Source organism: Corynebacterium provencense (assembly GCA_900049755.1).
Taxonomy (GTDB): domain Bacteria; phylum Actinomycetota; class Actinomycetes; order Mycobacteriales; family Mycobacteriaceae; genus Corynebacterium; species Corynebacterium neomassiliense.
In genome coordinates, this window is sequence record LT160593.1 from 436,772 (window position 1) to 456,824 (window position 20,053).

At 66.2% G+C, this 20,053-nt stretch carries 21 protein-coding genes; 9 read left to right on the top strand and 12 right to left on the bottom strand.

The window, feature by feature from the left end; translation table 11 throughout:
- Positions 1 to 5: 5 nt before the first annotated feature.
- The 3 genes from BN3906_RS08420 to trxA form a co-directional block, all read right to left on the bottom strand.
- The gene (locus BN3906_RS08420) at positions 6 to 1,562 is read right to left on the bottom strand and encodes an MDR family MFS transporter (protein WP_261796925.1); all 1,557 of its coding nucleotides are present in this window, start codon (positions 1,560 to 1,562) and stop codon (positions 6 to 8) included.
- Positions 1,563 to 1,911: 349 nt separating this feature from the next.
- Positions 1,912 to 2,820 (bottom strand): PspA/IM30 family protein, encoded by a 909-nt coding sequence (locus tag BN3906_RS08425; RefSeq protein ID WP_066587102.1) that lies wholly within the window; start codon positions 2,818 to 2,820, stop codon positions 1,912 to 1,914.
- Between the two features lie 71 nt (positions 2,821 to 2,891).
- Positions 2,892 to 3,266 (bottom strand): thioredoxin, encoded by a 375-nt coding sequence (trxA, locus tag BN3906_RS08430; RefSeq protein ID WP_066587105.1) that lies wholly within the window; start codon positions 3,264 to 3,266, stop codon positions 2,892 to 2,894.
- Between the two features lie 181 nt (positions 3,267 to 3,447).
- Here trxA and BN3906_RS08435 point away from each other — a divergent pair, with 181 nt between their 5' ends.
- The 3 genes from BN3906_RS08435 (at position 3,448) to BN3906_RS08445 (ending at position 4,999) form a co-directional block, all read left to right on the top strand.
- Complete coding sequence (locus tag BN3906_RS08435) at positions 3,448 to 3,957, top strand: hotdog fold domain-containing protein (RefSeq protein ID WP_066587109.1); 510 nt, start codon at positions 3,448 to 3,450, stop codon at positions 3,955 to 3,957.
- 239 nt (positions 3,958 to 4,196) lie between these two features.
- The gene (locus tag BN3906_RS08440) at positions 4,197 to 4,601 is read left to right on the top strand and encodes a fluoride efflux transporter FluC (protein WP_261796927.1); all 405 of its coding nucleotides are present in this window, start codon (positions 4,197 to 4,199) and stop codon (positions 4,599 to 4,601) included.
- Positions 4,598 to 4,999, top strand: a complete 402-nt coding sequence (locus BN3906_RS08445; RefSeq protein WP_066587118.1) for a fluoride efflux transporter FluC — start codon at positions 4,598 to 4,600, stop codon at positions 4,997 to 4,999. Before BN3906_RS08440 ends, BN3906_RS08445 begins: the two co-directional genes overlap by 4 nt.
- 31 nt (positions 5,000 to 5,030) lie before the next feature.
- On the opposite strand, the gene BN3906_RS08450 is transcribed toward BN3906_RS08445, so the two are convergent.
- Positions 5,031 to 5,576 carry a YceI family protein gene (locus tag BN3906_RS08450; protein ID WP_066587121.1) on the bottom strand — a complete coding sequence of 182 codons (546 nt, stop codon included), beginning with the start codon at positions 5,574 to 5,576 and terminating at the stop codon, positions 5,031 to 5,033.
- 130 nt (positions 5,577 to 5,706) lie between these two features.
- Between BN3906_RS08450 and BN3906_RS08455 the strand changes: the two genes are divergently transcribed.
- Entirely contained in the window at positions 5,707 to 6,342 is a 636-nt protein-coding gene (locus BN3906_RS08455; protein ID WP_078057305.1) for a MarR family winged helix-turn-helix transcriptional regulator, read from the top strand.
- A 50-nt stretch (positions 6,343 to 6,392) separates the two neighbouring features.
- Here BN3906_RS08455 and dnaB read toward each other — a convergent pair whose 3' ends face one another.
- The 7 genes from dnaB to BN3906_RS08490 all read right to left on the bottom strand — a co-directional run bounded on the left by dnaB (position 6,393) and on the right by BN3906_RS08490 (position 13,150).
- The gene (gene dnaB, locus BN3906_RS08460) at positions 6,393 to 7,970 is read right to left on the bottom strand and encodes a replicative DNA helicase (RefSeq protein WP_066587124.1); all 1,578 of its coding nucleotides are present in this window, start codon (positions 7,968 to 7,970) and stop codon (positions 6,393 to 6,395) included.
- A gap of 670 nt (positions 7,971 to 8,640) precedes the next feature.
- Positions 8,641 to 9,093 (bottom strand): 50S ribosomal protein L9, encoded by a 453-nt coding sequence (rplI, locus tag BN3906_RS08465; protein WP_066587126.1) that lies wholly within the window; start codon positions 9,091 to 9,093, stop codon positions 8,641 to 8,643.
- A 69-nt stretch (positions 9,094 to 9,162) separates the two neighbouring features.
- Positions 9,163 to 9,813 carry a single-stranded DNA-binding protein gene (locus tag BN3906_RS08470; RefSeq protein WP_066587129.1) on the bottom strand — a complete coding sequence of 217 codons (651 nt, stop codon included), beginning with the start codon at positions 9,811 to 9,813 and terminating at the stop codon, positions 9,163 to 9,165.
- Between the two features lie 103 nt (positions 9,814 to 9,916).
- Positions 9,917 to 10,216, bottom strand: coding sequence for a 30S ribosomal protein S6 (gene rpsF, locus BN3906_RS08475; protein ID WP_174217133.1), 300 nt, complete (start codon positions 10,214 to 10,216; stop codon positions 9,917 to 9,919).
- An 85-nt stretch (positions 10,217 to 10,301) separates the two neighbouring features.
- Positions 10,302 to 10,484 carry a hypothetical protein gene (locus BN3906_RS08480; protein WP_066587131.1) on the bottom strand — a complete coding sequence of 61 codons (183 nt, stop codon included), beginning with the start codon at positions 10,482 to 10,484 and terminating at the stop codon, positions 10,302 to 10,304.
- Between the two features lie 13 nt (positions 10,485 to 10,497).
- Complete coding sequence (locus BN3906_RS08485; protein ID WP_066587134.1) at positions 10,498 to 12,696, bottom strand: transglycosylase domain-containing protein; 2,199 nt, start codon at positions 12,694 to 12,696, stop codon at positions 10,498 to 10,500.
- A complete protein-coding gene (locus tag BN3906_RS08490; protein ID WP_066587137.1) occupies positions 12,689 to 13,150 on the bottom strand; it encodes a DUF5318 family protein in 462 nt (153 codons plus the stop codon). The genes BN3906_RS08485 and BN3906_RS08490 overlap by 8 nt, the downstream gene beginning before the upstream one ends.
- A 191-nt stretch (positions 13,151 to 13,341) precedes the next feature.
- Here BN3906_RS08490 and BN3906_RS08495 point away from each other — a divergent pair, with 191 nt between their 5' ends.
- The 4 genes from BN3906_RS08495 to BN3906_RS08510 all read left to right on the top strand — a co-directional run bounded on the left by BN3906_RS08495 (position 13,342) and on the right by BN3906_RS08510 (position 16,530).
- On the top strand, positions 13,342 to 14,559 hold the full coding sequence (locus tag BN3906_RS08495; protein WP_078057472.1) for an inositol-3-phosphate synthase: 1,218 nt from the start codon (positions 13,342 to 13,344) through the stop codon (positions 14,557 to 14,559).
- A 72-nt stretch (positions 14,560 to 14,631) separates the two neighbouring features.
- Entirely contained in the window at positions 14,632 to 15,126 is a 495-nt protein-coding gene (locus BN3906_RS08500; RefSeq protein WP_066587140.1) for a MarR family winged helix-turn-helix transcriptional regulator, read from the top strand.
- Between the two features lie 10 nt (positions 15,127 to 15,136).
- Positions 15,137 to 16,108, top strand: coding sequence for a universal stress protein (locus BN3906_RS08505; protein WP_066589599.1), 972 nt, complete (start codon positions 15,137 to 15,139; stop codon positions 16,106 to 16,108).
- 62 nt (positions 16,109 to 16,170) lie between these two features.
- The gene (locus BN3906_RS08510; protein ID WP_066587143.1) at positions 16,171 to 16,530 is read left to right on the top strand and encodes a hypothetical protein; all 360 of its coding nucleotides are present in this window, start codon (positions 16,171 to 16,173) and stop codon (positions 16,528 to 16,530) included.
- Between the two features lie 21 nt (positions 16,531 to 16,551).
- On the opposite strand, the gene leuS is transcribed toward BN3906_RS08510, so the two are convergent.
- Entirely contained in the window at positions 16,552 to 19,419 is a 2,868-nt protein-coding gene (gene leuS / locus BN3906_RS08515; protein ID WP_066587147.1) for a leucine--tRNA ligase, read from the bottom strand.
- 28 nt (positions 19,420 to 19,447) lie between these two features.
- On the opposite strand from leuS, the gene BN3906_RS08520 reads away from it, so the two are divergent.
- Entirely contained in the window at positions 19,448 to 20,053 is a 606-nt protein-coding gene (locus tag BN3906_RS08520; RefSeq protein WP_066587150.1) for an SdpI family protein, read from the top strand.

Genomic DNA, 20,053 nt, shown 5'->3' on the forward strand with positions numbered 1-20,053 from the left:
GGACCCTACTTCACCGCGGCGGTGGCGTCCCCGCGGTCGGAGACGACCTCACTGCGCCCCCGCGGAGAGTCGATCTTCAGCACCAGTGCCATGACCAGCACGACCGCGGCGATCGCGAAGCCCATCCAGAACGCCATCTGCACCCCGTCGATCATCGGGCCGAACGGTGGAGCCGAGGTGGAATGGGAGACGCCGATGCTCATCACCGCGACGAAGAGCGCGGTACCTGCTGCGCCGGCCAGCTGCTGCAGCGTGTTGAGGATCGAGGAGCCGTGCGCCGACAGGTGCAGAGGCACCGCCGCGAGGGCGTTCGACATCAGCGGAGTCATGAGGAAGGCCATGCCGATGTTGAGCAGCAGTGCGCATCCGATGAGGAACCACACGTTCTTCCCCTCGTCCAGGGTCATCATCAACAGCATTGCTGCCACCAGGGCCACAGCACCGGGGATGATCAGCGGACGGGTTCCCTTTGCATCGTAGATCCGCCCCGCGACGGGGCCGAGGGCTCCCATGACGATACCGCCGGGCAGGGTCACCAGACCCGTCTGCAACGGTGACAGCCCCAGGACACTCTGCGCGAAGATCGGCATGAGGATGATGAACCCGAACAGGGTGCAGAACGCCAGCAGCATCAGAGCGAGAGACAGTACGTACTCCCGGGTCCGCAGTGGTGTGGTGTTCATCAGGGGAACCACCGGTTCACCGGCTGCCTCCCCCGCCATCAGAGCACTCTGGCGACGGAAGAACACGGTGAGTACCACTGCGCCCACAATAAGGAACACCACCGACTGGGTAGGGAACCCGTCGGCCAGCTCGGACAGTTTCGACAGGCCGTAGATGGTCGCGGCGAAGCCGACTGCTGACAGCACGGCGGAGGGGATGTCGAACGGGGGGCGGGACGTCGGCTGGAAGGAACGCATCTGCAGTCCGCCGATGACCAGGACTACCACCCCCAGCAGGATCATCGTCCCGAAGATCCACCGCCAGTCGGCGATCTCCAGGACAACTCCGGCATAGGTCGGCCCCACAGCAGGTCCCACCGCCATGACAATGCCGACAAGCCCCATCATCGCTCCGCGGCGCTCGACCGGGACTAGCACCATAATGGTGGTCATCAGCATGGGCATGACCAGTGCGGTACCGGCCGCCTGAACAACTCTGGCGAGCAGCAGCAGACCGAACACCGGAGCAACGGTGGCGATAACACTTCCGACGGTGAACAGTCCGACGGCGACGATGAACAACACCCGTCCGGGTACTCGGGCCATGAGGTAACCGGTCATCGGGATGACAACCGCCATCGTCAGCATGAACGCGGTGGTGAGCCACTGGGCGGTGTCCGCGCCGACCTCGAACTCCAGCATGAGGTCCGGGAGGGCGTTGGACAGGGTCGTCTCGTTGAGGATCATCACGAACGCGGCCATCACGAGGATGCCGATGAGCAGTCCCGGGCGACCGGGCCTGTCCCGGGCGGTGGTGGACTGCTCCGGTGATGTCGGTGAAGCAGACGACGGAGAGGAGATAGATACTTTCTTCGCAGAAGAACTGGGAGATTCAGACATGGTCTGGAAGGGTCACGCTTTCCATGCTCGGCCTGGGCACCGTGTACTGCGGTGCGTCAGTGTGGGGAGGCCCCCGGGAAACTCACGGGAACCTGCCGGGCGTGCCGGCTCCGGGCCGGGCGGAGCGGCAGACACGGGCATCCAGTATAACACCCGTCCGGGGGTGCACAAATCGGACGACGACAGTGAAACCGCAGGTTAACAGGTGCAGAACTGTGGAAAGCCGGCTGCCGTGGTGGCACACCTGCCACTCACCTGCACCGGGACGCCGAAACACAGGTGAACGCCGAGAAACACCGTGCGGACCCCTCAGGAAAACCCTCAGGCGACAGTTCTCCCGGTGGGGTGGTCAGCGGGTGGTCTTCTCCCCCGGAGCGTCCGTGGCCGGGGTGTCCGCACCCGGCGCGTCCTCACCCGCGGCGTCCTCCGCCTCAGCGTCGACGACACCGGGACCCGTTGTCTCCGGCGCCGCCTCAACGGCAGCCCGGGCATCTCCCCCTGTCACGGCGGACCGGCCGGGCGCCGCGGATTCTACGGTCCCCGCCATCTCCGCGCGGATCTGCTCCAGCCGGCTGGCGGCGGCAGAATCACGGCCGGACTGCTCGATCTCCGCCATCCGGCTGGCCGCACTGTTCTCGAAGAGTTCCTGCGCACCGAGGGCGTTGGCGTACCGGGCCTCGATACGGGCGCGGACGCCGTCGAGCGTGGGAACCGAGTCATCCGCCTGGATCCCCTGCATCGACTGCATGGCCTGGCTGGACGCCTCCTGCATCTTCGCCTGGTCGACCTGGGCGCGCAGCTGGTCGATCTGCGCGAGCTGCTCCTGGAGACGGGTCGCCGACTGCTCCTGCTGCTGCCTCGCCTGCTCGGCGGCCTGGACAGCCTGTGCGTACAGCTGCTTGGTCTGTTCGATCTGCTGCTCGACCGTGACGAGCTGGGTGGCGAAGATCTCCGCCGTGTTCGCCAGCTCCGTCGCTTTCGCAGTGTCACCGGCGGAGGTCGCCGCATCTGCCTGACTGATCGCGGTGCGGGTGTTGCTCTCCAGAGCCTCACGGTCCTTGACCAGCCTGTCGAGCTGCATCTCCAGCTGGTTACGGTTGCCGATGATCTTCGCGGCGGAATCCGTGATCTGCTGGTGCTGCTTCCTCGCCGCCTCGGTAGCCTGCTGGATCTGCACCTTGGGGTCGGCGTTCTCATCGATCTTCATGTCCAGGGACTGCATGAGGTACTTCCAGCCCTTGGAAAAAGGATTCGCCATGGTAGCTCCCGATGGTCGGAGGGTATGTGTGCTGTCCAGGATAAACACTTACCGCCCACCGGGGGTGGGAGTTACTCTCCCTGGGCACCCTGCTGCTCGGCGACCTTCTGGCGTACCTCGTCCATGTCCAGACCCTCGACCTGGGCGATGAGGTCCTTCAACGCCTTGGGAGGAAGGGCTCCGGCGTCGCGGTAGACGAGGATGCCGTCACGGAAGGCCATGAGGGTGGGGATGGACTGGATCTGCAGTCCCGCGGCGAGCTCCTGGTTGGCCTCGGTGTCGATCTTGCCGAATACGTGGTCGGGGTACTCCTCGGAAACCTGTTCGTACACCGGGCTGAAACGCTTGCAGGGGCCGCACCAGTCGGCCCAGAAGTCCAGGAGGACGATCCCGTCCTTGTCGATGGTGTCCCTGAAATTCTCGGAGGTGATCGTCTGGGTGCTCATGCCTGGTCCTTTCGGAGATCCATGTCTGGGGTCGTTACATCATCTGTAACAGTCGCGTCGGCGTAGGTATTCCCGTGCTTCTTCCCGGGGTACCGCTGGCGCAGGGGTTTCGGTCCAGCTTACTGCCAGTTTCGGCCGTTTGCCGGACACGACCAGCACGTGGCAGGTACTCTCTGCGCACATGATCCCCCAGGCGTCCTCCCCCGAGCCCACTCCCCTGCTGAAACTCTGGGGACGGTGCAACTCGTCTGCCCCGCTTCGCGGTCTGTTCTCCCTCGGTTATGCCCTCAAGGCCCCCTATTTCCGCACCGTCAGCCCCCGGGTGCGGGTCGTCGAGCCCGGGCGTGCTGTGGTCCGGGTCGGAAAGTGGTGGGGTGTCACCAACCATATCGGGACCTTCCACGTCATAGCCGCACTCAACGGTGCCGAGGCGGCGATGGGCCTGGTCTGCGAGGCCTCGGTTCCGACCACCCACCGGTGGATCCCGCGCAGCATGCGGGCGGACTACCCGGCGAAGTCCACCGGGGGACTGACCGTCACCGCCACCCTCGACCTGCCCGACTTCTCCACGATCACCCGGGAGACCGGCGGCTCACTGCACACGGTGAAGGTCACTTTCATCGACGACGCGGGTGTCGAACCTGTCACCGCGGAAATCGACGTGTGGATCTCCGCTAAGAGAGCCTCCTAAACCAGGTTGTTGATGCGAAGTATCGCGACTCTGTCCGACTTCCGGGACGATGAGGATGAAGGTAGGATGTCGATCAGTTTCTGAGGTGTCTCCCTCGGAGACACCGGCAGTGGGGCTTGCCGTACCCAACCTCGGTTCGCATCATGTGCGATTTACCCCCGACAACAGTCCCTACCGTCTGTACATTACGTGTATCTGAAGGTGGGATAGCTGTGTATCTGCAACCTCGACTCATTGCATTGGTCCTGGTCGGTGGCACCATAGGAGTTGCTGTCAGGGAGGGGCTGGTGCTCGCGTTCCCCTACAGCGGCATCCCCTGGCTGATCACCGTGATCAACATCATCGGCGCGTTCCTCCTGGGTCTCATTCTGGAACTGCTTCCCCGTTTCGGTGACGACACCGGAGGACGCTGTGCTTTCAGACTCTTTGCAGGAACGGGGGTCATGGGGGGTTTTACCACCTACAGTGCTTTGGCCACGGACACTGCCCGCCTCTCCGCTGAGGGTTTGACAGCCGACGGAATCAGCTATGCCGTCGTGTCCGTCGTTTCAGGCATTGTGGCCGCAGGCGCAGGTATGATAGCAGCCAGAGGCGTCCGGAGTGCTCCACATCACGAGGTGACGGACGGAGATGACGCCCGGTGACACCGATCCTGTTCTGCGCATTGTCGCTGGCCGGCGGTGTAGGCGCAAGCTGCAGATTCGTCATTGACGGCGTGGTCAAAGATCACGTGGTGACACGGTTCCCCGGCTCCGCGGGTAGGCTGCCGTGGGCAACATTCCTGATCAACGCCAGCGGCTCCCTGCTAATGGGATTGCTCACGGGGTTTGTCAGCACCGGTATTCTTGCCCCTGAGTGGCAACAACTGGCCGGGGTCGGCTTTCTCGGTGGGTACACCACATTTTCCACGGCGAGCGTGGAGACTGTGGACCTGCTGCGACACGGCAGGAAAATGGCCGGAATGGTCTACGCGGCGGGGACACTGTCAGTGACGGTGCTCGCCGCGGCAGTCGGACTGTGGGCCGGTTCCGCCGCGGTGTAGGACAACCGCGCCGGATACCAGTACCGCCCGGTCAGGCGTTCTTGACTGCGGAGACGTCGAAGCTGAGAGTGATCTTGTCCGAGACGAGGACGCCGCCGGCGTCCAGGGCGGTGTTCCAGTTCAGACCGAAGTCGGAACGCTGGATGGTGACCTGGCCCTCGAAACCGACGCGGGTCTGGCCCCACGGGTCGGTGGCTTCACCGTCGAAGTCGAAGTCGATGGTGATCGACTTCGTGACGTCCTTGATGGTGAGGTCGCCGGTGACCTCGAGCACGTCATCACCCTTGGCCTTGACCTCGGTGGAGGTGAAGGTGATCTTCGGGAACTTCTCCACGTCGAAGAAGTCGGCGGACCGGACGTGACCGTCGCGGTCGGCGTTGCGGGTGTCGACGGAGGCGGCGTCGATCTCGACGTTGATCGAGGCACCCTCCAGGTTCTCGCCGGTGGTGGCCGTGCCGGTGAAGGAGCTGAAGGCGCCGCGGACCTTGGTGACCATGGCGTGGCGGGCGATGAAGCCGATTTCGGTGTGGGCCGGATCGATGGTGAAGGTGCCGGCGAAGTCGTTGACAGTGCTCATGATGTGGAGTTCCTTTCGGGGATGGTTACTTGTCCGTCTCCGCGGAGACTGGACCGCGACGACACGGACCACTGTACACGTTATGTAGTTGATATGTCATCTAGTTCCGGAATGTGGTTCAATCAGAGGTATGAAAGACCCGGACCTCGACATCGACCGCCCCACCGACCGGAACGCCGGCAACGTTTCCGGCGCCGACCCCCGCCCAGCTGCGGACACAGCCGACGCTACCGCATCCGCCTCACCTGCACAGGGCACGTTCACCGCGCCCGCAGCGGCCGCCGCGGCGTCACCCTCTTCGGCCACCCCCGCAGGAAACTGGCTCACCGCGGAGGAGCAGCTGTTGTGGCGGCGGTGGCTGAAGGTCGGGACACGGATCCAGGCCAACCTCGCCCGCCAGATGCTCCGGGACAACGGCATCTCCATCGCCGACTACGAGGTCCTGGTCAACCTGTCCGAATCCCCCGGGCAACGCATGCGCATCGCCGCACTCGCGGACAAGCTGCAGTGGGACCGCTCCCGCCTCTCCCACCAGATCACCCGCATGCGCAAGCGCAACCTCGTGGACCGGGAGATGTGCGACTCTGACGGAAGAGGCGCCTTCATCGTGCTGACGCCCGCCGGTCTCGCCGCGACCGTCGCAGCCGCCCCCGGACACGTCGACACCGTCCGACGCCTCTTCGTCGACCGTCTCTCCCCCACCCAGGCCCGTGACCTGTCCTCGATCCTGGAGTGTCTCATCGCCCAGTTCGAGAACGCCGACTGACAGCCTGGCACCGGTTGGCACTGGCTGACACCGCCTGACCCGGCCCCCCGTCACGCCCCCGGACTGAGCTCCGAGAAACGCGAGTAGTGCAGCTGGTGCGCGACCCGAACTGTTCCGATGGGACCACCACGGTGCTTGGCGAGGATGAGGTCCGCCTCGCCGGCACGCTCGTGGTCACGGTTCTGGGAGTCCGGTCGGTTGATGAGGATGACGATGTCGGCGTCCTGCTCCAGCGAACCGGACTCACGCAGGTCCGACACCCGCGGCAGGGCGTCGTCGCCACGTGCCTCGACACCACGGTTCAGCTGCGAGATCGCGATGAGGGGTACGTCGACCTCCTTCGCCAGCAGCTTGAGCTGGCGTGAGAACTCCGAGACCTCCTGCTGACGGGACTCGACCTTCTTGCCTGAGCTCATCAGCTGCAGGTAGTCCACGACAATGAGACCGAGATCGTGCTTCTGCTTCAGCCGCCGGGCCTTCGCCCGGATCTCGGTCATCGTGAGGTTCGGCGAATCGTCGATGAAGATCGGCGCCTTCTCGATCTCGGTGACCCTCCGGGTGAGCTTGTCCCACTGGGCGTCGTCCATCTTCCCGCCGCGCATCGCCGCCAGCGGCACCGACGCTTCCGCGGAGAAAATGCGCATCATCACCTCGGACTTGCTCATCTCCAGGGAGAACAGCACGGACGCCTTGTTCTGCTGGACCGAGCAGGAACGCATGAAGTCCAGCGCCAGGGTGGACTTGCCGACACCGGGACGGGCGGCGACGATGATCATCTGACCGCCACGGAATCCGTTGGTGAGTTCGTCGAGGTCACGGAATCCCGACATGACGCCACCTTCACCCCCGGCGCCGGCGGAGAGGTCGTCAAGCTCGTCCATCGTCGACTCCAGGAGGTCGGCCAGCACCATGTAGTCCTCACTGGAGGACTCGTTGGTGATGTTGAACATCTCCTGCTGGGCACGGTCGACGACGCTCTCGAGTTCCGCGCCCTCCAGTCCCGAGTACCCGTACTGGACGATGCGCGTACCCGCGCTGACCAGCCGACGCAGCACCGCCTTCTCCGCGACAAGGTCCGCATAGTAGCCGGCATTCGCCGCGGTCGGGACCTTGCTCGACAGTTCGTGGAGGTAGGGCAGCCCGCCGACTTCATCGATGAGACCGTTGTTGTCCAGGCGACCGCCGAGGATGACAGGGTCGACCTCCATCCCCTCGCCGTAGAGCTCGAGCATGGTGTCGTAGATGGTCCGGTGGGCCGGGCGGTAGAAGTCGTCCGGTTTGAGCCTCTCGACGACATCGGCGATGGCGTCCTTGCTCAGCATCATGCCGCCGAGGACGCCCTGTTCGGCCTCCACATTCTGCGGCATCTGGCGCATCGGTTCCCCGAGTCCGGTGAATCCGGGCCCGTCGCCGGGCCTGCCCCGACCGTCTCCCCGGCCTCCCCTGCCACCCCGGCGACGTCCGTCACCGTTGCCGCCGCCCGGGAAGGGCGCCGAAGTGGGACCCTCGTCCCATGCGGAGGGCTCGGGAGGCAGGGGTACACCACCCTGGTCTGCCGCGAAATTCTCCCCCGGCACACCGGAACTCCCGAACGGCTCCCCTGACACCGCATTGTCCTGTGCACTCATGGGCCCACTGTAGACCGGGTTCACGCCCCGTCCCAAGTCGGTCACGCCGGCCGAGGGTCTGCCGTCCACCACTCCCGGCGGAGGTCAGACAGCCGGTCGTGCACAGAGTTGTCCACAGGGAATTGTGGACAACTTGTGGACATTCAGTGCATATCGACGATCAGTGCAGGTCGCGTTGTGGACAAACTGTGGACAACTTCGGCCGCGAGAGCCAGGTGACCCTTGTTAACGCAGGTCAGAGCGATGACAACCTGGGGAGTGCATGGAAATGCCGGGTGGACAACTGTTTCCTCACCTGCGCGACCGCAGGTAGGACTGTATCTGTTTATATCGACGCAGGTCGAATATGCGCATACTATGCACATGCTATTCACCCGGTGGTGCGCACGTTGTCCACAACGGTCCCGGAGGTGGGTCATCTGACCGGAAACCCCCGCCGAAAAGCGTCCGGAGACACCACACGGACCTGTCCCGGCCGATGGCCGGAAAGGTCCGTGCGGTGTGCTGTTGTCTGAAGTATGTTCTTCGGATCGCCTGGCCGGGTTCACGGCAGTCGACGGGGCCGGGTGTCTGGGCCGGCACACCCCGGGTGTCTGGGCCGGGGCCGTCGTAGGTGTGACGGAGCACTGTCAGTGCTCCGCCCGGAAGGCGGTTGACGGGGCGACGCCAGTTACTTGGCGACGACCTTGAAGTTGAGGGACGCGACGACCTGCGGGTGCAGCTTCACGTCGACGTTGTAGGAGCCGGTGGCCTTGATGTCGCCCTGGTCGAGGAGGATGGACCGCTTGTCAAGCTCGTGTCCACCCGCCTCCTTGACGGCGGCGGCGATGTCCGCGGCGTTGATGGAGCCGAAGAGCTTACCCTTCTCAGAGGTGCGGACCTTGACGGTCACACCCTGAAGGTGGTCGATCTCCTTCTTGACCTCGTGAGCGTGGTCAAGGTCACGGATGACCTTGTCAGCCTGGGCCCGACGGATGTTCTCGACCTGTGCCTCGGCACCCTTGGTGGCGGTGATCGCCAGGCCACGGGGGAGCAGGTAGTTACGGCCGTAGCCGGCCTTGACCTCGACGATGTCGCCCGGGACACCGAGGTTGTCAACGGCAGCGGTGAGGATCAGCTTCATTGATCCGGTGCCTTTCGTTGTGCTGGGACTTCTGGGGGTGTTTCTGCTGGGGAACGGTCACACGGCAGATCAGAACGGGGGCTCCTCGCCACCGTCGAACCCGGACTGCTGGGGAGCGGAATTCCACGGGTCGTCATCGGTGGAGGCGTTACGCCCGCCGAATCCGCCCTGGTTGCCGCGCGGAGCGGAGGGCCGGCTCTGGTTGCCGGAACCACCCTGGCCACCACCGGCGTTGCCGCCCTGGTAGCCTCCGCCGAATCCCTGGCCCGCGTTACCCTGCGGTCCACCGGAGTACCCGCCCTGGCCACCACCGCCCTGCTGACCACCGCTCCAGCCGCCCTGACCACCCTGCCGGGGAGTCTTGGCGACCTGCGCGGTCGCGTACCGCAGGGACGGGCCGACCTCGTCGACCTCCACCTCGAACACGGTCCGCTTCTCGCCCTCGCGGGTGTCGAAGCTGCGCTGGCGCAGACGGCCGGTCACGATGACCCGGTCACCCTTGGTGAGCGAGTTCGCGACATTCTCGGCTGCCTGACGCCACACGTTGCAGGTGAGGAAGAGAGCCTCGCCGTCGACCCACTGGTTCGACTGGGAGTCGAAACGTCGGGGTGTGGACGCGACACGGAAGTTCGCCACGGCAGCCCCGCTGGGCGTGTAACGGAGTTCCGGGTCGGCAACGAGGTTGCCGACCACAGTGATCGGGGTGTCTCCCTGTGCCATGTGGTCTCTCCCTATGTCTTCTGCCGGCTCTCTGCCCGGTCTCTACTGACGGTGGTGGGGGTGCGGGACCCGGAGGCCCTGCAGTCCTGTGCCGTGAGGAGCCCTAGTGGGCGTCCTTGCGCAGAACCTTGGTGCGCATGATCGTGTCGTTCAGGTTCAGCAGACGGTCGAGCTCCTGGACGGTGGCCGACTCACAGTGCAGGTCGACGACGGCGTAGATGCCCTCGGCCTGCTTGTTGATCGGGTACTCCAGGCGACGCTTGCCCCAGATGTCGACGTTGTCAACCGTACCGTTTTCCTTGCGGACCGTCTCGAGGAACTTGTCCAGCGACGGGGCAACGGTGCGTTCATCCTGGGACGGGTCGATGATGATCATCATCTCGTATTGACGCACGGACCTCATCACCTCCTGTGGTCTAGTGTTTCGGCCGTACCCCTGTTGGGCACGGCAGGAGGGTTCGTTGCGTCAGCAACCGGTCCAGCATACGCTACGCGGCCCAGAACACCGCAATCCCCACGGGCACCAGCGTGATGAAGACAACCGCCGCGGTGAACAGGCCCCACACCACCTTCGGCCCCCGCCTGTCCATGAACCCCTTGAAGGACGCCCCGAAGAGGACGAACCCGATGCCCACGCTGACCATCGTGACTATGACGCCGACGTCAGACACGTCCCGGCCCCCGCTACCGGCCGTTGAGCAGGTCGTCGATGATCGCGCCGACGTCCGGCAGCTGACCGGTTCCGCCACCACCGGTACCGCCCGGATCGGGGGCCGGAGCCTCCTGGCCGCCGTCGTCCGTCGTGGAGTCACCGCCACCGCCACCGCCGCCCGTGGAGGTGGAACCCCCCGTGCCGTAGCCGGAGGAGTACCCGGACCCGGAGGACCCGGCAGATCCCGCGGCCGCAGCAGACGCGGAGCCGGACTCACCACCGAAGTACTCCACCGGGTCATCGGCGAGCGCGGCGTCCATGAAGTTCTTCCAGATGTCCGCCGGTGACCGGGACCCGTACATCGGGCCGCCGTAGGTCAGGTCGACCAGCGGCTGACCGTCCACGTTGCCCATCCACACCGCGGTGGCGAGCTGGGGGGTGGACCCGATCATCCAGGCGTCCTTGTTGGCACCGGTGTCACCCAGCTGGGAGGTACCGGTCTTCGCCGCCGACACCCGACCGCCGGCGAGAGAGTGCCCGTTGGAGTAGGCGGCGATCGGCGCCATCGCGGCGATGACGGCGTCCGCGGTCTCCGGGCTGATGACCTGGGTCGGCTGCATACCGGAGTTGTCCAGCAGGACTTCGCCGGACTGCGTCTCGACCTTCTGCACGAAGTGGGCCGGGAAGTACTTTCCCTGGTTGGACAGGGTCGCCAGGACGGAGGCCATGTCCAGCGGACGGGACTGGTACTGGCCCAGCGTGATGCCCTCGTAGGGGACCCCGCCGTTCTCGGTGAGGGTCTTGTCGATGCCCGGGATCGAGGTGGCCACACCGAGGCGGTGGGCCATGTCGGCGACATCCTGCGGCCCGTTGTTGAGACTCTGTGTCAGGCGGATGAAAGAGGTGTTCAGGGACATCTTCAGGGCCTGGGCCAGCGAACACGTGCCGCAGGTCTCACCGGAGTCGTTGGTGACGGTATTGTCCCCGGAGACCACCGGTGAGGAGTCGTAGAGCGCACTGGTGGGGATGCCCTGCTCCACGGCCGCGGCCAGGGTGATGATCTTGAACGTCGAACCGGTCTGCAGGCCCGCGTTGGCCCAGTCGTAACCGTTGGGGTCGTCGCCGCCGTAGTAGGCCTCGATGCCGCCCGTCTTCGGGTTCACGGCCACCCCGGCGGCGCGGACGGTGTCATCGTAGGAGTCCAGTTTGGCGTGGACCGAGTCCACCATGTCCTGCTGTTTGTTCCAGTCGATCGTGGTGGTGATCTTCAGGCCGCCGGTGTTGACGGCGTCCTCGGAGATGCCGTTCGCGGCGAGCTCATTGAGCACCTGGGTGCGGATCAGACCGTTGGTGCCTTCGGCGAACGAGGATTCCGCGGTCGTCGCCGGGTCCACCGTCTCCGGGTACACGGCGGCGGCGCGCTGCTCCGGGGTGATCGCGCCGAGCCCGACCATGCCGTCCATGACGTAGTTCCAGCGTTCCTCCGCCTCCGGACGGTTGGTCCACGGGTCGAGCTGGCTGGGCCGCTGGATCGACGCCGCGAGCACCGCCCCCTCCTCGACAGTGAGGTCCTTCACCGGCTTGTTGAAGTACGCCTTGGCCGCGGCGTCGATGCCGTAGGCGTTGCGGCCGAAGTAGATCGTGTTCAGGTAGGCCTCGAGGATCTGGTCCTTGGACCATTCACGGGTCATCTTCGCGGAGATCACCAGCTCCTTGCCCTTGCGGACCAGGGAGCGTTCGTCACCGACGACAGCGTTCTTCACGTACTGCTGGGTGATCGTCGAACCGCCGCCGGCGGAGGAGTTCCCCGTCAGCTGACCGAGCGCGGCACGACCGAAACCGGTGACGGAGAAGCCGCTGTTGGAGTAGAAGTCCCGGTCCTCGGCGGAGAGGACGGCACTGCGCACGTGCTCGGGAACCTCACTGATGCTGATGTTCTGGCGGTTGCCCTCGGGAGGCACGATGCGGGCGATCTCACTGGTGCCGTCCGCGGCGTAGATATTGGAGATCTGGTTGTTCTGCAGCTCCTCCGGCTGCGGCACCTTGGTCACCGCGTAGGCGGCGAAGAAGGCGACGAGCGGGACGATGATGAGGACGGCGATGACCGAGCAGACCGTCGTGATGACCCGGCGCCACGGCGGCCGGCGACGTCGCGTGCGGATACGCAGGTTGTCCCCGCCGTCTCCCGGCGTCCGGTTAGCGCCCTCGTTCGAGCTGTTCTCGTTACTCACCTAGCTGGTCTTCCCGTCGACGGCCGGGCCCCGTCGCGGACCCGGATTCTGGCAGAATACTACCGACAACACCCCGGTAGCCCTCTTCGCGGATCAGATGGTTCCACCCGCACCGCAGGCAGACCTCCACGGTGTGCACCGTGAGTTCCTCATCCGTCCCGAGGGTGGACAGGAGCTGTCTCACCTCCGAGAGACTACGCGCTGTCCCTGACTTTTCCCCCATCGCCGTTCCGTGGATCCACTGAGTTTCCCGCAGGTCGTCGCCGCACACCGGGCATGCCCGGCCGGTGTTCACACCCAGCACCTCGGCACTGGCCAGGACCTCACGACCTGCGTCGCAGACACTTTTCCGGCTGATCTCCCCGCGCGCGAGGGCACGCAGTGTCCGTCGGCGGCTCAGCTCGTGGTCCACGGTGCGGCAGGGGACTGGTACCGACCTCATGTCACCGCTCATGTCACCATCCTAGGTAACTCCTGCGTGCATCACCCGTGACGCCGGTGTGGCCGGCCGGCGGCGCTGCACGGGAGCCCGGAGCGTCAGGGCGTCCTGCTGTATCGGTCAAGCTCGCCGGTGAACCGGTCAAGACCCCGCAAACAGCCCCGGACGTGCGCTTTTCCTCCCGCAGCGGGGTTATGGTCCCACCCATGACCGCAAATGACAGCTCCACGATCAGACTGGCCATCGTCGGACTCGGCAACTGTGCCGCCTCCCTCGTCCAGGGCCTCGAGTACTACCGCGACACCCCTGACGACGCCACCGTCCCCGGCCTCATGCACGTCCGCTTCGGTGACTACCATGTCCGGGACATCAAGGTCGTCGCCGCCTTCGACGTCGACGCCGACAAGGTCGGCAAGGACGTCAGCGAAGCCATAGAGTCCGGCCAGAACTGCACCATCAAGATCTGCGACGTACCGGAGACCGGGGTGACGGTCCGGAAGGGCAACACCCTCGACGGCCTCGGAAAGTACTACCGGGAGACCATCGAGGAATCCGCCGAGCCGGACGCCACCCACGACGACATCGTCGCGGCGCTCAGGGAGACCGGCGCAAACGTCCTCGTCTGCTACCTCCCCGTCGGGTCCGAACAGGCCGACAAGTTCTACGCGCAGTGCGCCATCGACGCCGGAGTCGCCTTCGTCAACGCCCTGCCGGTCTTCATCGCCTCCGACCCCGAGTGGGAGAAGAAGTTCGCGGACGCCGGCGTGCCGATCGTCGGCGACGACATCAAGAGCCAGGTCGGTGCGACGATCACCCACCGCGTCCTCGCGAAGCTCTTCGAGGACCGCGGCGTCACCGTCGACCGCACGTACCAGCTCAACGTCGGCGGGAACATGGACTTCAAGAACATGCTCGAGCGTGACCGCCTGGAATCCAAGAAGGTCTCCAAGACCCGGGCGGTGACCTCCAACCTCCACGGTGAACTGGCGGGGAAGATCTCCGACCGCAACGTCCACATCGGGCCCTCCGACCACGTCGAATGGCTCGAGGACCGCAAGTGGGCCTTCATCCGGCTGGAAGGCCGCGCCTTCGGTGACGTGCCCCTGAACCTGGAGTACAAGCTCGAGGTCTGGGACTCGCCGAACTCGGCCGGGGTCATCATCGACGCTGTCCGCGCCGCCAAGATCGCCCTGGACCGGGGTATCGGCGGTTCGGTCGACCCGGCCTCCACATACCTCATGAAGTCTCCGCGCCACCAGGTCAACGACGACCAGGGACGCCGGGATCTCGAGGTCTTCATCGCCGGAGAGGACGCGACCCGCCCTGCCGGGGACGCCGGAGCAGCCGTGTCCGCAGTGTCCGCCGTGGCCGCGGACAGCTCCGGCCAAGAGCAGGACGTGGCCGACAGTCTCGCCAGACTGTGACGCCGAGCATATTTATCCAGAATATTCCCTCCGGGTGAACAGTTCCTCCGTGGAACAGGTAGATTCGGTGACATGACCGTCTCATCAATCGGCGTCGCGAAGCAGCTCCGGCCGGTGCTCACGCGCCTGTACCTGCTGTACTTCCGCCAGACCGCGACTTCCGCCATCAGCATGGCCCAGCTGTCCATCATGATGAACCTCCAGGACAACGGCCCTCTGCGCATCAGCCAGATCGCCGACCTCGAGGCCATCCGGATGCCCACCGCATCCAACGCGGTGAACCACCTCGAACAGATGGGGCTGGTCTCCCGGGTCCGCGACGTCAGCGACCGTCGCGGAGTACGGGTGCGCCTCACCGAGGAAGGCGTCCGCCAGCTCGGGAAGATCAGCGAGGAACGCGTCGAGCAGCTCGCCACACTGCTCGACGGGCTCACCGAGGATGAGCTCACCCAGATCCAGGACGCCATGCCCCTGTTCGACAGGGTGCTCGCGACCTTCGGGCCCCATGTGTCGGGGACCGCCACCGAGAAAGACGGGGAATCCGCCTCCGACGACTCCGCCCGGTAATGTGCCCAGCGTGAACACCACACGGATACTGCTCGCCTGGCGTCCCGGAGACGGTGCGCCGGACACCGCCGGAGCGGACGCCGCCGCCACGGCCGCCTGGCTCGCCCGCAGCGGACCGGTCCTCGTCCGGCCGGTCAGCGTCATTCCCCGGGTCTGGCCGGAAGGCGACGGCGAGGACCACCTCGGCAGGGCGTTCGGGGACTGGGCCGCCGCCGAATCAGCGGCCTGCCTGGAAGACGCGGTCACCGCACTGCGTGACGCAGGTCTTCCCGAGGACAGCATCGACACCACGTACCGGGCAGGCAGTTCCGTGCCCGGCACCCCGACAGACGGCGGGGACGTGCTGCTCAGCCACTCCGAGACGACGGCGCTGATTGACGCCGCCACGGACTTCGGGGCGGACTGTATCCTCATCGGGCCACGCAACGGTGCCCCCGACGGCCGCTTCCGCGCCGGCGCCACCGCCGACGCACTGCTGCACTGTTCGCCGCTGCCCGTGCTCACGGCACCGCACGCGCCCGTACTGTCCGGCCACGGGATAACGAGGGTGAGCTGCGCGTACGTGGACACCGAGCAGTCGCAGCAGGCCCTGCGCCACGCCTCGGACCTCGCCGCCCGTCACAGGGTCCCGCTGCGGCTGGTCGTGTTCAGCCCGACCGGGGCGACAATGTACCCGACCCGTGTCCCCCTGCCGGAGGGGAAGGACGCCCGGATCCTGGCCAGGTGGACCGCCCGCGCCGAGGAGATCATCGACCGGGGGCGCCGGCGTGCACTGGAACGTCACCCGGAGCTTGAGGTGCAGACCGGGGTGGGCACCGGCGGGGACTGGGAGACCTCCGTCGGCGACCTGCGCTGGAAGAAGGGTGACCTGCTGGTGGTGGGTTCCTCGGTTCTGGGGACGTTCAACAAGGTCTTCATCGGACCGTCGACGAACCAGATTCTCAGGCATTCGCCTGCACCTGTTCTCGTCAGCGCGGTCTAGCCGTCCGGTTCGGACGCCCGGCCCCGCCCCCGGTGTCCGCACCCTGACTACCCTTGGGTGTCATGGATGACGGGACAGGCGGTACAGACGGCAGAAGAAACAGGGACGACGTCATCGGACACCTGGAGCGGGAGGACCGTCGCGCGGCGGTGAAAATGGCGTGGCAGTGGGGGCTGGGGGTCCCGGTACTGACCGTGGCCGTCTATCTCGTGCTGCGGGCACTCACCGGGGATTCCACGCTCACCCACGCGGTACCGGTCATCGTCTCCCTCGCCGGGGCCGTGGGCGTGTGCGTGGTGACCAGCCGGCGGTGGAGCCGTTACCACGCCTGGGCGCCGCTGATGGGGGCGGTGTGGGCGCTGATCCCGTGGTTCCTGCTGGTCGCGACCACCCTGTTGCAGAAGCTGATCCTGGGGGAGTAGACCCCCTGCGGGACCGGCCGGCTACTTCGCGACGATGTTGACCATCCTGCCGGGGACCACGATGATCTTCACGATATTCTTCCCGTCGGTGTGAGCCCGGACGTTCGGCTCCGCCAGGGCCGCGGCCTCCACGGCGTCACGGGGGGCGTCCACGGCAACGGTGATGTGGCCGCGGACCTTGCCCATGACCTGGACCGGCAGCTCGACGGAATCGTCGACCAGCCATTTCTCGTCGAAGGTGGGGAAGTCCTCGTGTGCCAGGGATTCCCCGTGCCCCAGACGGCCCCACATCTCCTCGGCGATGTGCGGGGCCACCGGAGCCAGCATGAGGACCAGGGGTTCCACGGCGGCGCGCGGCGCAGAGCCGGACGCCCCGCCCGCGTAGGTTCTCGTCAGGTAGTTGACGTACTCGATCAGCTTCGCGACAGCGGTGTTGTCCCGCAGGTTCGCGTAGTCGTCCCGGACCCCGGCGACCGTACGGTGCAGGGTGCGGAGATCCTCGTCGGTGAGGGCGGCGTCGGAGACCACGGCGTCCCCGGTCTGCTCGTCGACCGCGAGACGCCAGGCGCGCTGCAGGAAACGCTGGGCACCGACGACGTCCTTGGTCGCCCACGGGCGGGAGGTGTCCAGCGGGCCCATGGACATCTCGTAGACCCGGAGGGTGTCCGCCCCGTAGGCGTCGCAGATCTCGTCGGGGGAGACGGCGTTCTTCAGGGACTTGCCCATCTTGCCGTACTCCCGGTTGACCTCCTCACCGTTGTAGAAGAACCTGCCGTCCTTCTCCTCGACCTCGGCGGCGGGCACGTACACACCACGCGAGTCCGTGTAGGCGTAGGCCTGGATGTAGCCCTGGTTGTAGAGCCGGTGGTAGGGCTCGTAGGAGCTGACGTACCCCAGGTCGAAGAGGACCTTGTGCCAGAACCTGCTGTAGAGCAGGTGGAGCACCGCGTGCTCCACTCCACCGACGTACAGGTCGACACCGCCGGAGGGCATGCCCTCCCGGGGACCGGTCCAGTAGCGCTCATTGTCGATGTCGACGAACTTCTCCTGGTTCGTCGGGTCGATGTACCGCAGCTGGTACCAGGAGGACCCCGCCCACTGCGGCATGACGTTGGTGTCACGCCGGTAGACCTTCTCGCCGTCACCGAGGTCCAGTGTGACCTCGACCCACTCCTTCGCCTTCGCCAGCGGGGGGTGCGGTTCCGAGGAAGCGTCGTCCGGGTCGAAGCTCACCGGGCGGTAGTCCTCGACCTCGGGGAGTTCCACGGGGAGCATGGACTCCGGCAGGGCGTGCGCCACTCCGTCAGAGTCGTACACGATCGGGAAGGGCTCACCCCAGTACCGCTGGCGGGCGAAGAGCCAGTCCCTCAGCTTGTACTGGATCTTCTGTTCACCCAGGCCCCGTTCCTCGAGCCAGGCGATGACCGTGGCGACGGCCTCCGCCTTGTTCCTGCCGTTGAGGTCCAGGCCGGAACCGTTGGCGGAGTTGACGAGGACACCGTCACCGGTGAAAGCCTCCTCCTGCACGTCCACTTCGGTGCCGGGGGCGGCGACGACCTCACGGACCGGCAGGCCGAAGACGGTCGCGAACTCGTGGTCACGGGTGTCGTGTGCAGGGACGGCCATGATCGCGCCGGTGCCGTAGCCGGTGAGGACGTAGTCGGCGATGAACACGGGCACCCGTTCACCGTTGACCGGGTTGGTGGCGTAGGCGCCGGTGAAGACACCGGTCTTCTCTTTGTTCTCCTGCCGTTCCAGGTCCGACTTCGCGGCGATGGACCGCCGGTAGGCGGCCACCGCCGCAGCCGGGGACTGTTCGCCGTTGGTCCACCTCGGGTCGGTGCCCGCCGGGTAGTCGGCCCCCGCGGACAGTTCCACCAGCGGGTCCACCAGTTCATGTTCGGGGGCGAGCACCATGTAGGACGCCCCGAACAGGGTGTCCGGCCGGGTGGTGAACACCCTGATGCCCTGACCGTCGGGAAGGTCCGTGGCGAAGTCGACCTCGGCGCCGCGGGACCGGCCGATCCAGTTGCGCTGCATCGCCTTGACCTTCTCGGGCCAGTCCAGGTCCTCGAGGTCGTCGATGAGACGGTCCGCGTAGGCGGTGATACGCATCATCCACTGGGACAGCCGCTTGCGGAACACCGGGAAGTTGCCGCGCTCCGACCGGCCTTCCGCGGTGACCTCCTCGTTGGCCAGCACGGTGCCCAGCCCAGGGCACCAGTTCACCGTGGAGTTCGCCCGGTAGACCAGACGGTGCGCGTCCAGCTCCGCCTGCTGTTCGGCGGGGGAGAGGGAGGACCACGGCGTCCCGTCGACGCCGTCGGCGGCGAACTTCTCCTCCAGCTCGGAGATGGGCCGGGCCTTCTTCAGCTCCGGGTCGAACCAGGAGTTGTAGATCTTCAGGAAGATCCACTGCGTCCACCGGTAGAAGTCGGTGTCCGTCGTGGCGATGACCCGACGCCGGTCGTGCCCCAGGCCGAGACGTCCCAGCTGACGTTCCATGTTCTCGATGTTCGCCCGGGTCGTGGTGCGAGGGTGGGTGCCGGTCTGTACGGCGTACTGCTCGGCGGGCAGGCCGAAGGCGTCGTACCCGAGGGTGTGGAGGACGTTGCGCCCCAGCATCCGGTTGTAGCGGGCGTACACGTCGGTGGCGATGTACCCCAGGGGGTGGCCGACGTGCAGGCCGACGCCTGACGGGTAGGGGAACATGTCCTGGACGAAGAGCTTGTCCTCCGGGAGTTCCCGGCCGGGTTCAGCGAGGTCCCCGACGGGGTTCGGGGCGTTGAAGGTGCCCTGCTCCCGCCAGGTGTTCTGCCAGCGGGCCTCGATGTCGCCGGCGAGCTCCGGGGTGTAGCGGAAGGGGGTGGTCTCGCTGGAATTACTCATGGCTGGTCATTGTAATAGACTGCCGGTCATGACCGTTCTCTCTGTCCTGCTGTTCATCCTCGGCGTTGCGGTGCTGGTCACCGGCATTATGGGACTGACGGGGACGCTCCCCGGAAACAGGTGGGTCGGACTGCACGTCCCGGAGGTCCGCAAGAGCCGTGAGATGTGGACCACCGCGCACCGTATCGTCGGCCCGTTCTGGACCGGCGCCGGTGCCGCCGTCATCGTCGGCGGGCTGGTCAGCCTGCGCGGAGGCTGGATGTGGGCGGTCGCGGTCCTGCTGACCGTCGGCGCGCTCGGCCTCATCGGTGTCGGCGCGGCGAACGCCGCCCACATCGTGGCCCGCATCGACCTGCGCAAGGGCCAGGAGGTCGAGGCCCGTCGCGCGGCGGCGGGCTGCTGCTCCTCGGGCGGGGGTGCCGCGGCGTCCTCCTCCGGGTCTTCTGCGGCCGGTTCCCGCACCACCGGGTCCGCCGCAGCGGACTCCTGCGGCGGCTCCTGTGACGACTGCGGGGCCTGCGACCACGCGGACGCCGACCTCTCCGGAACGACCACCACGCTGAGCAACCCGGTCCTCGATCTGGAGGCGGCCCGGCGCGCTGTGGCTGCCCGGGACAGCCACAGCGCACGGTAG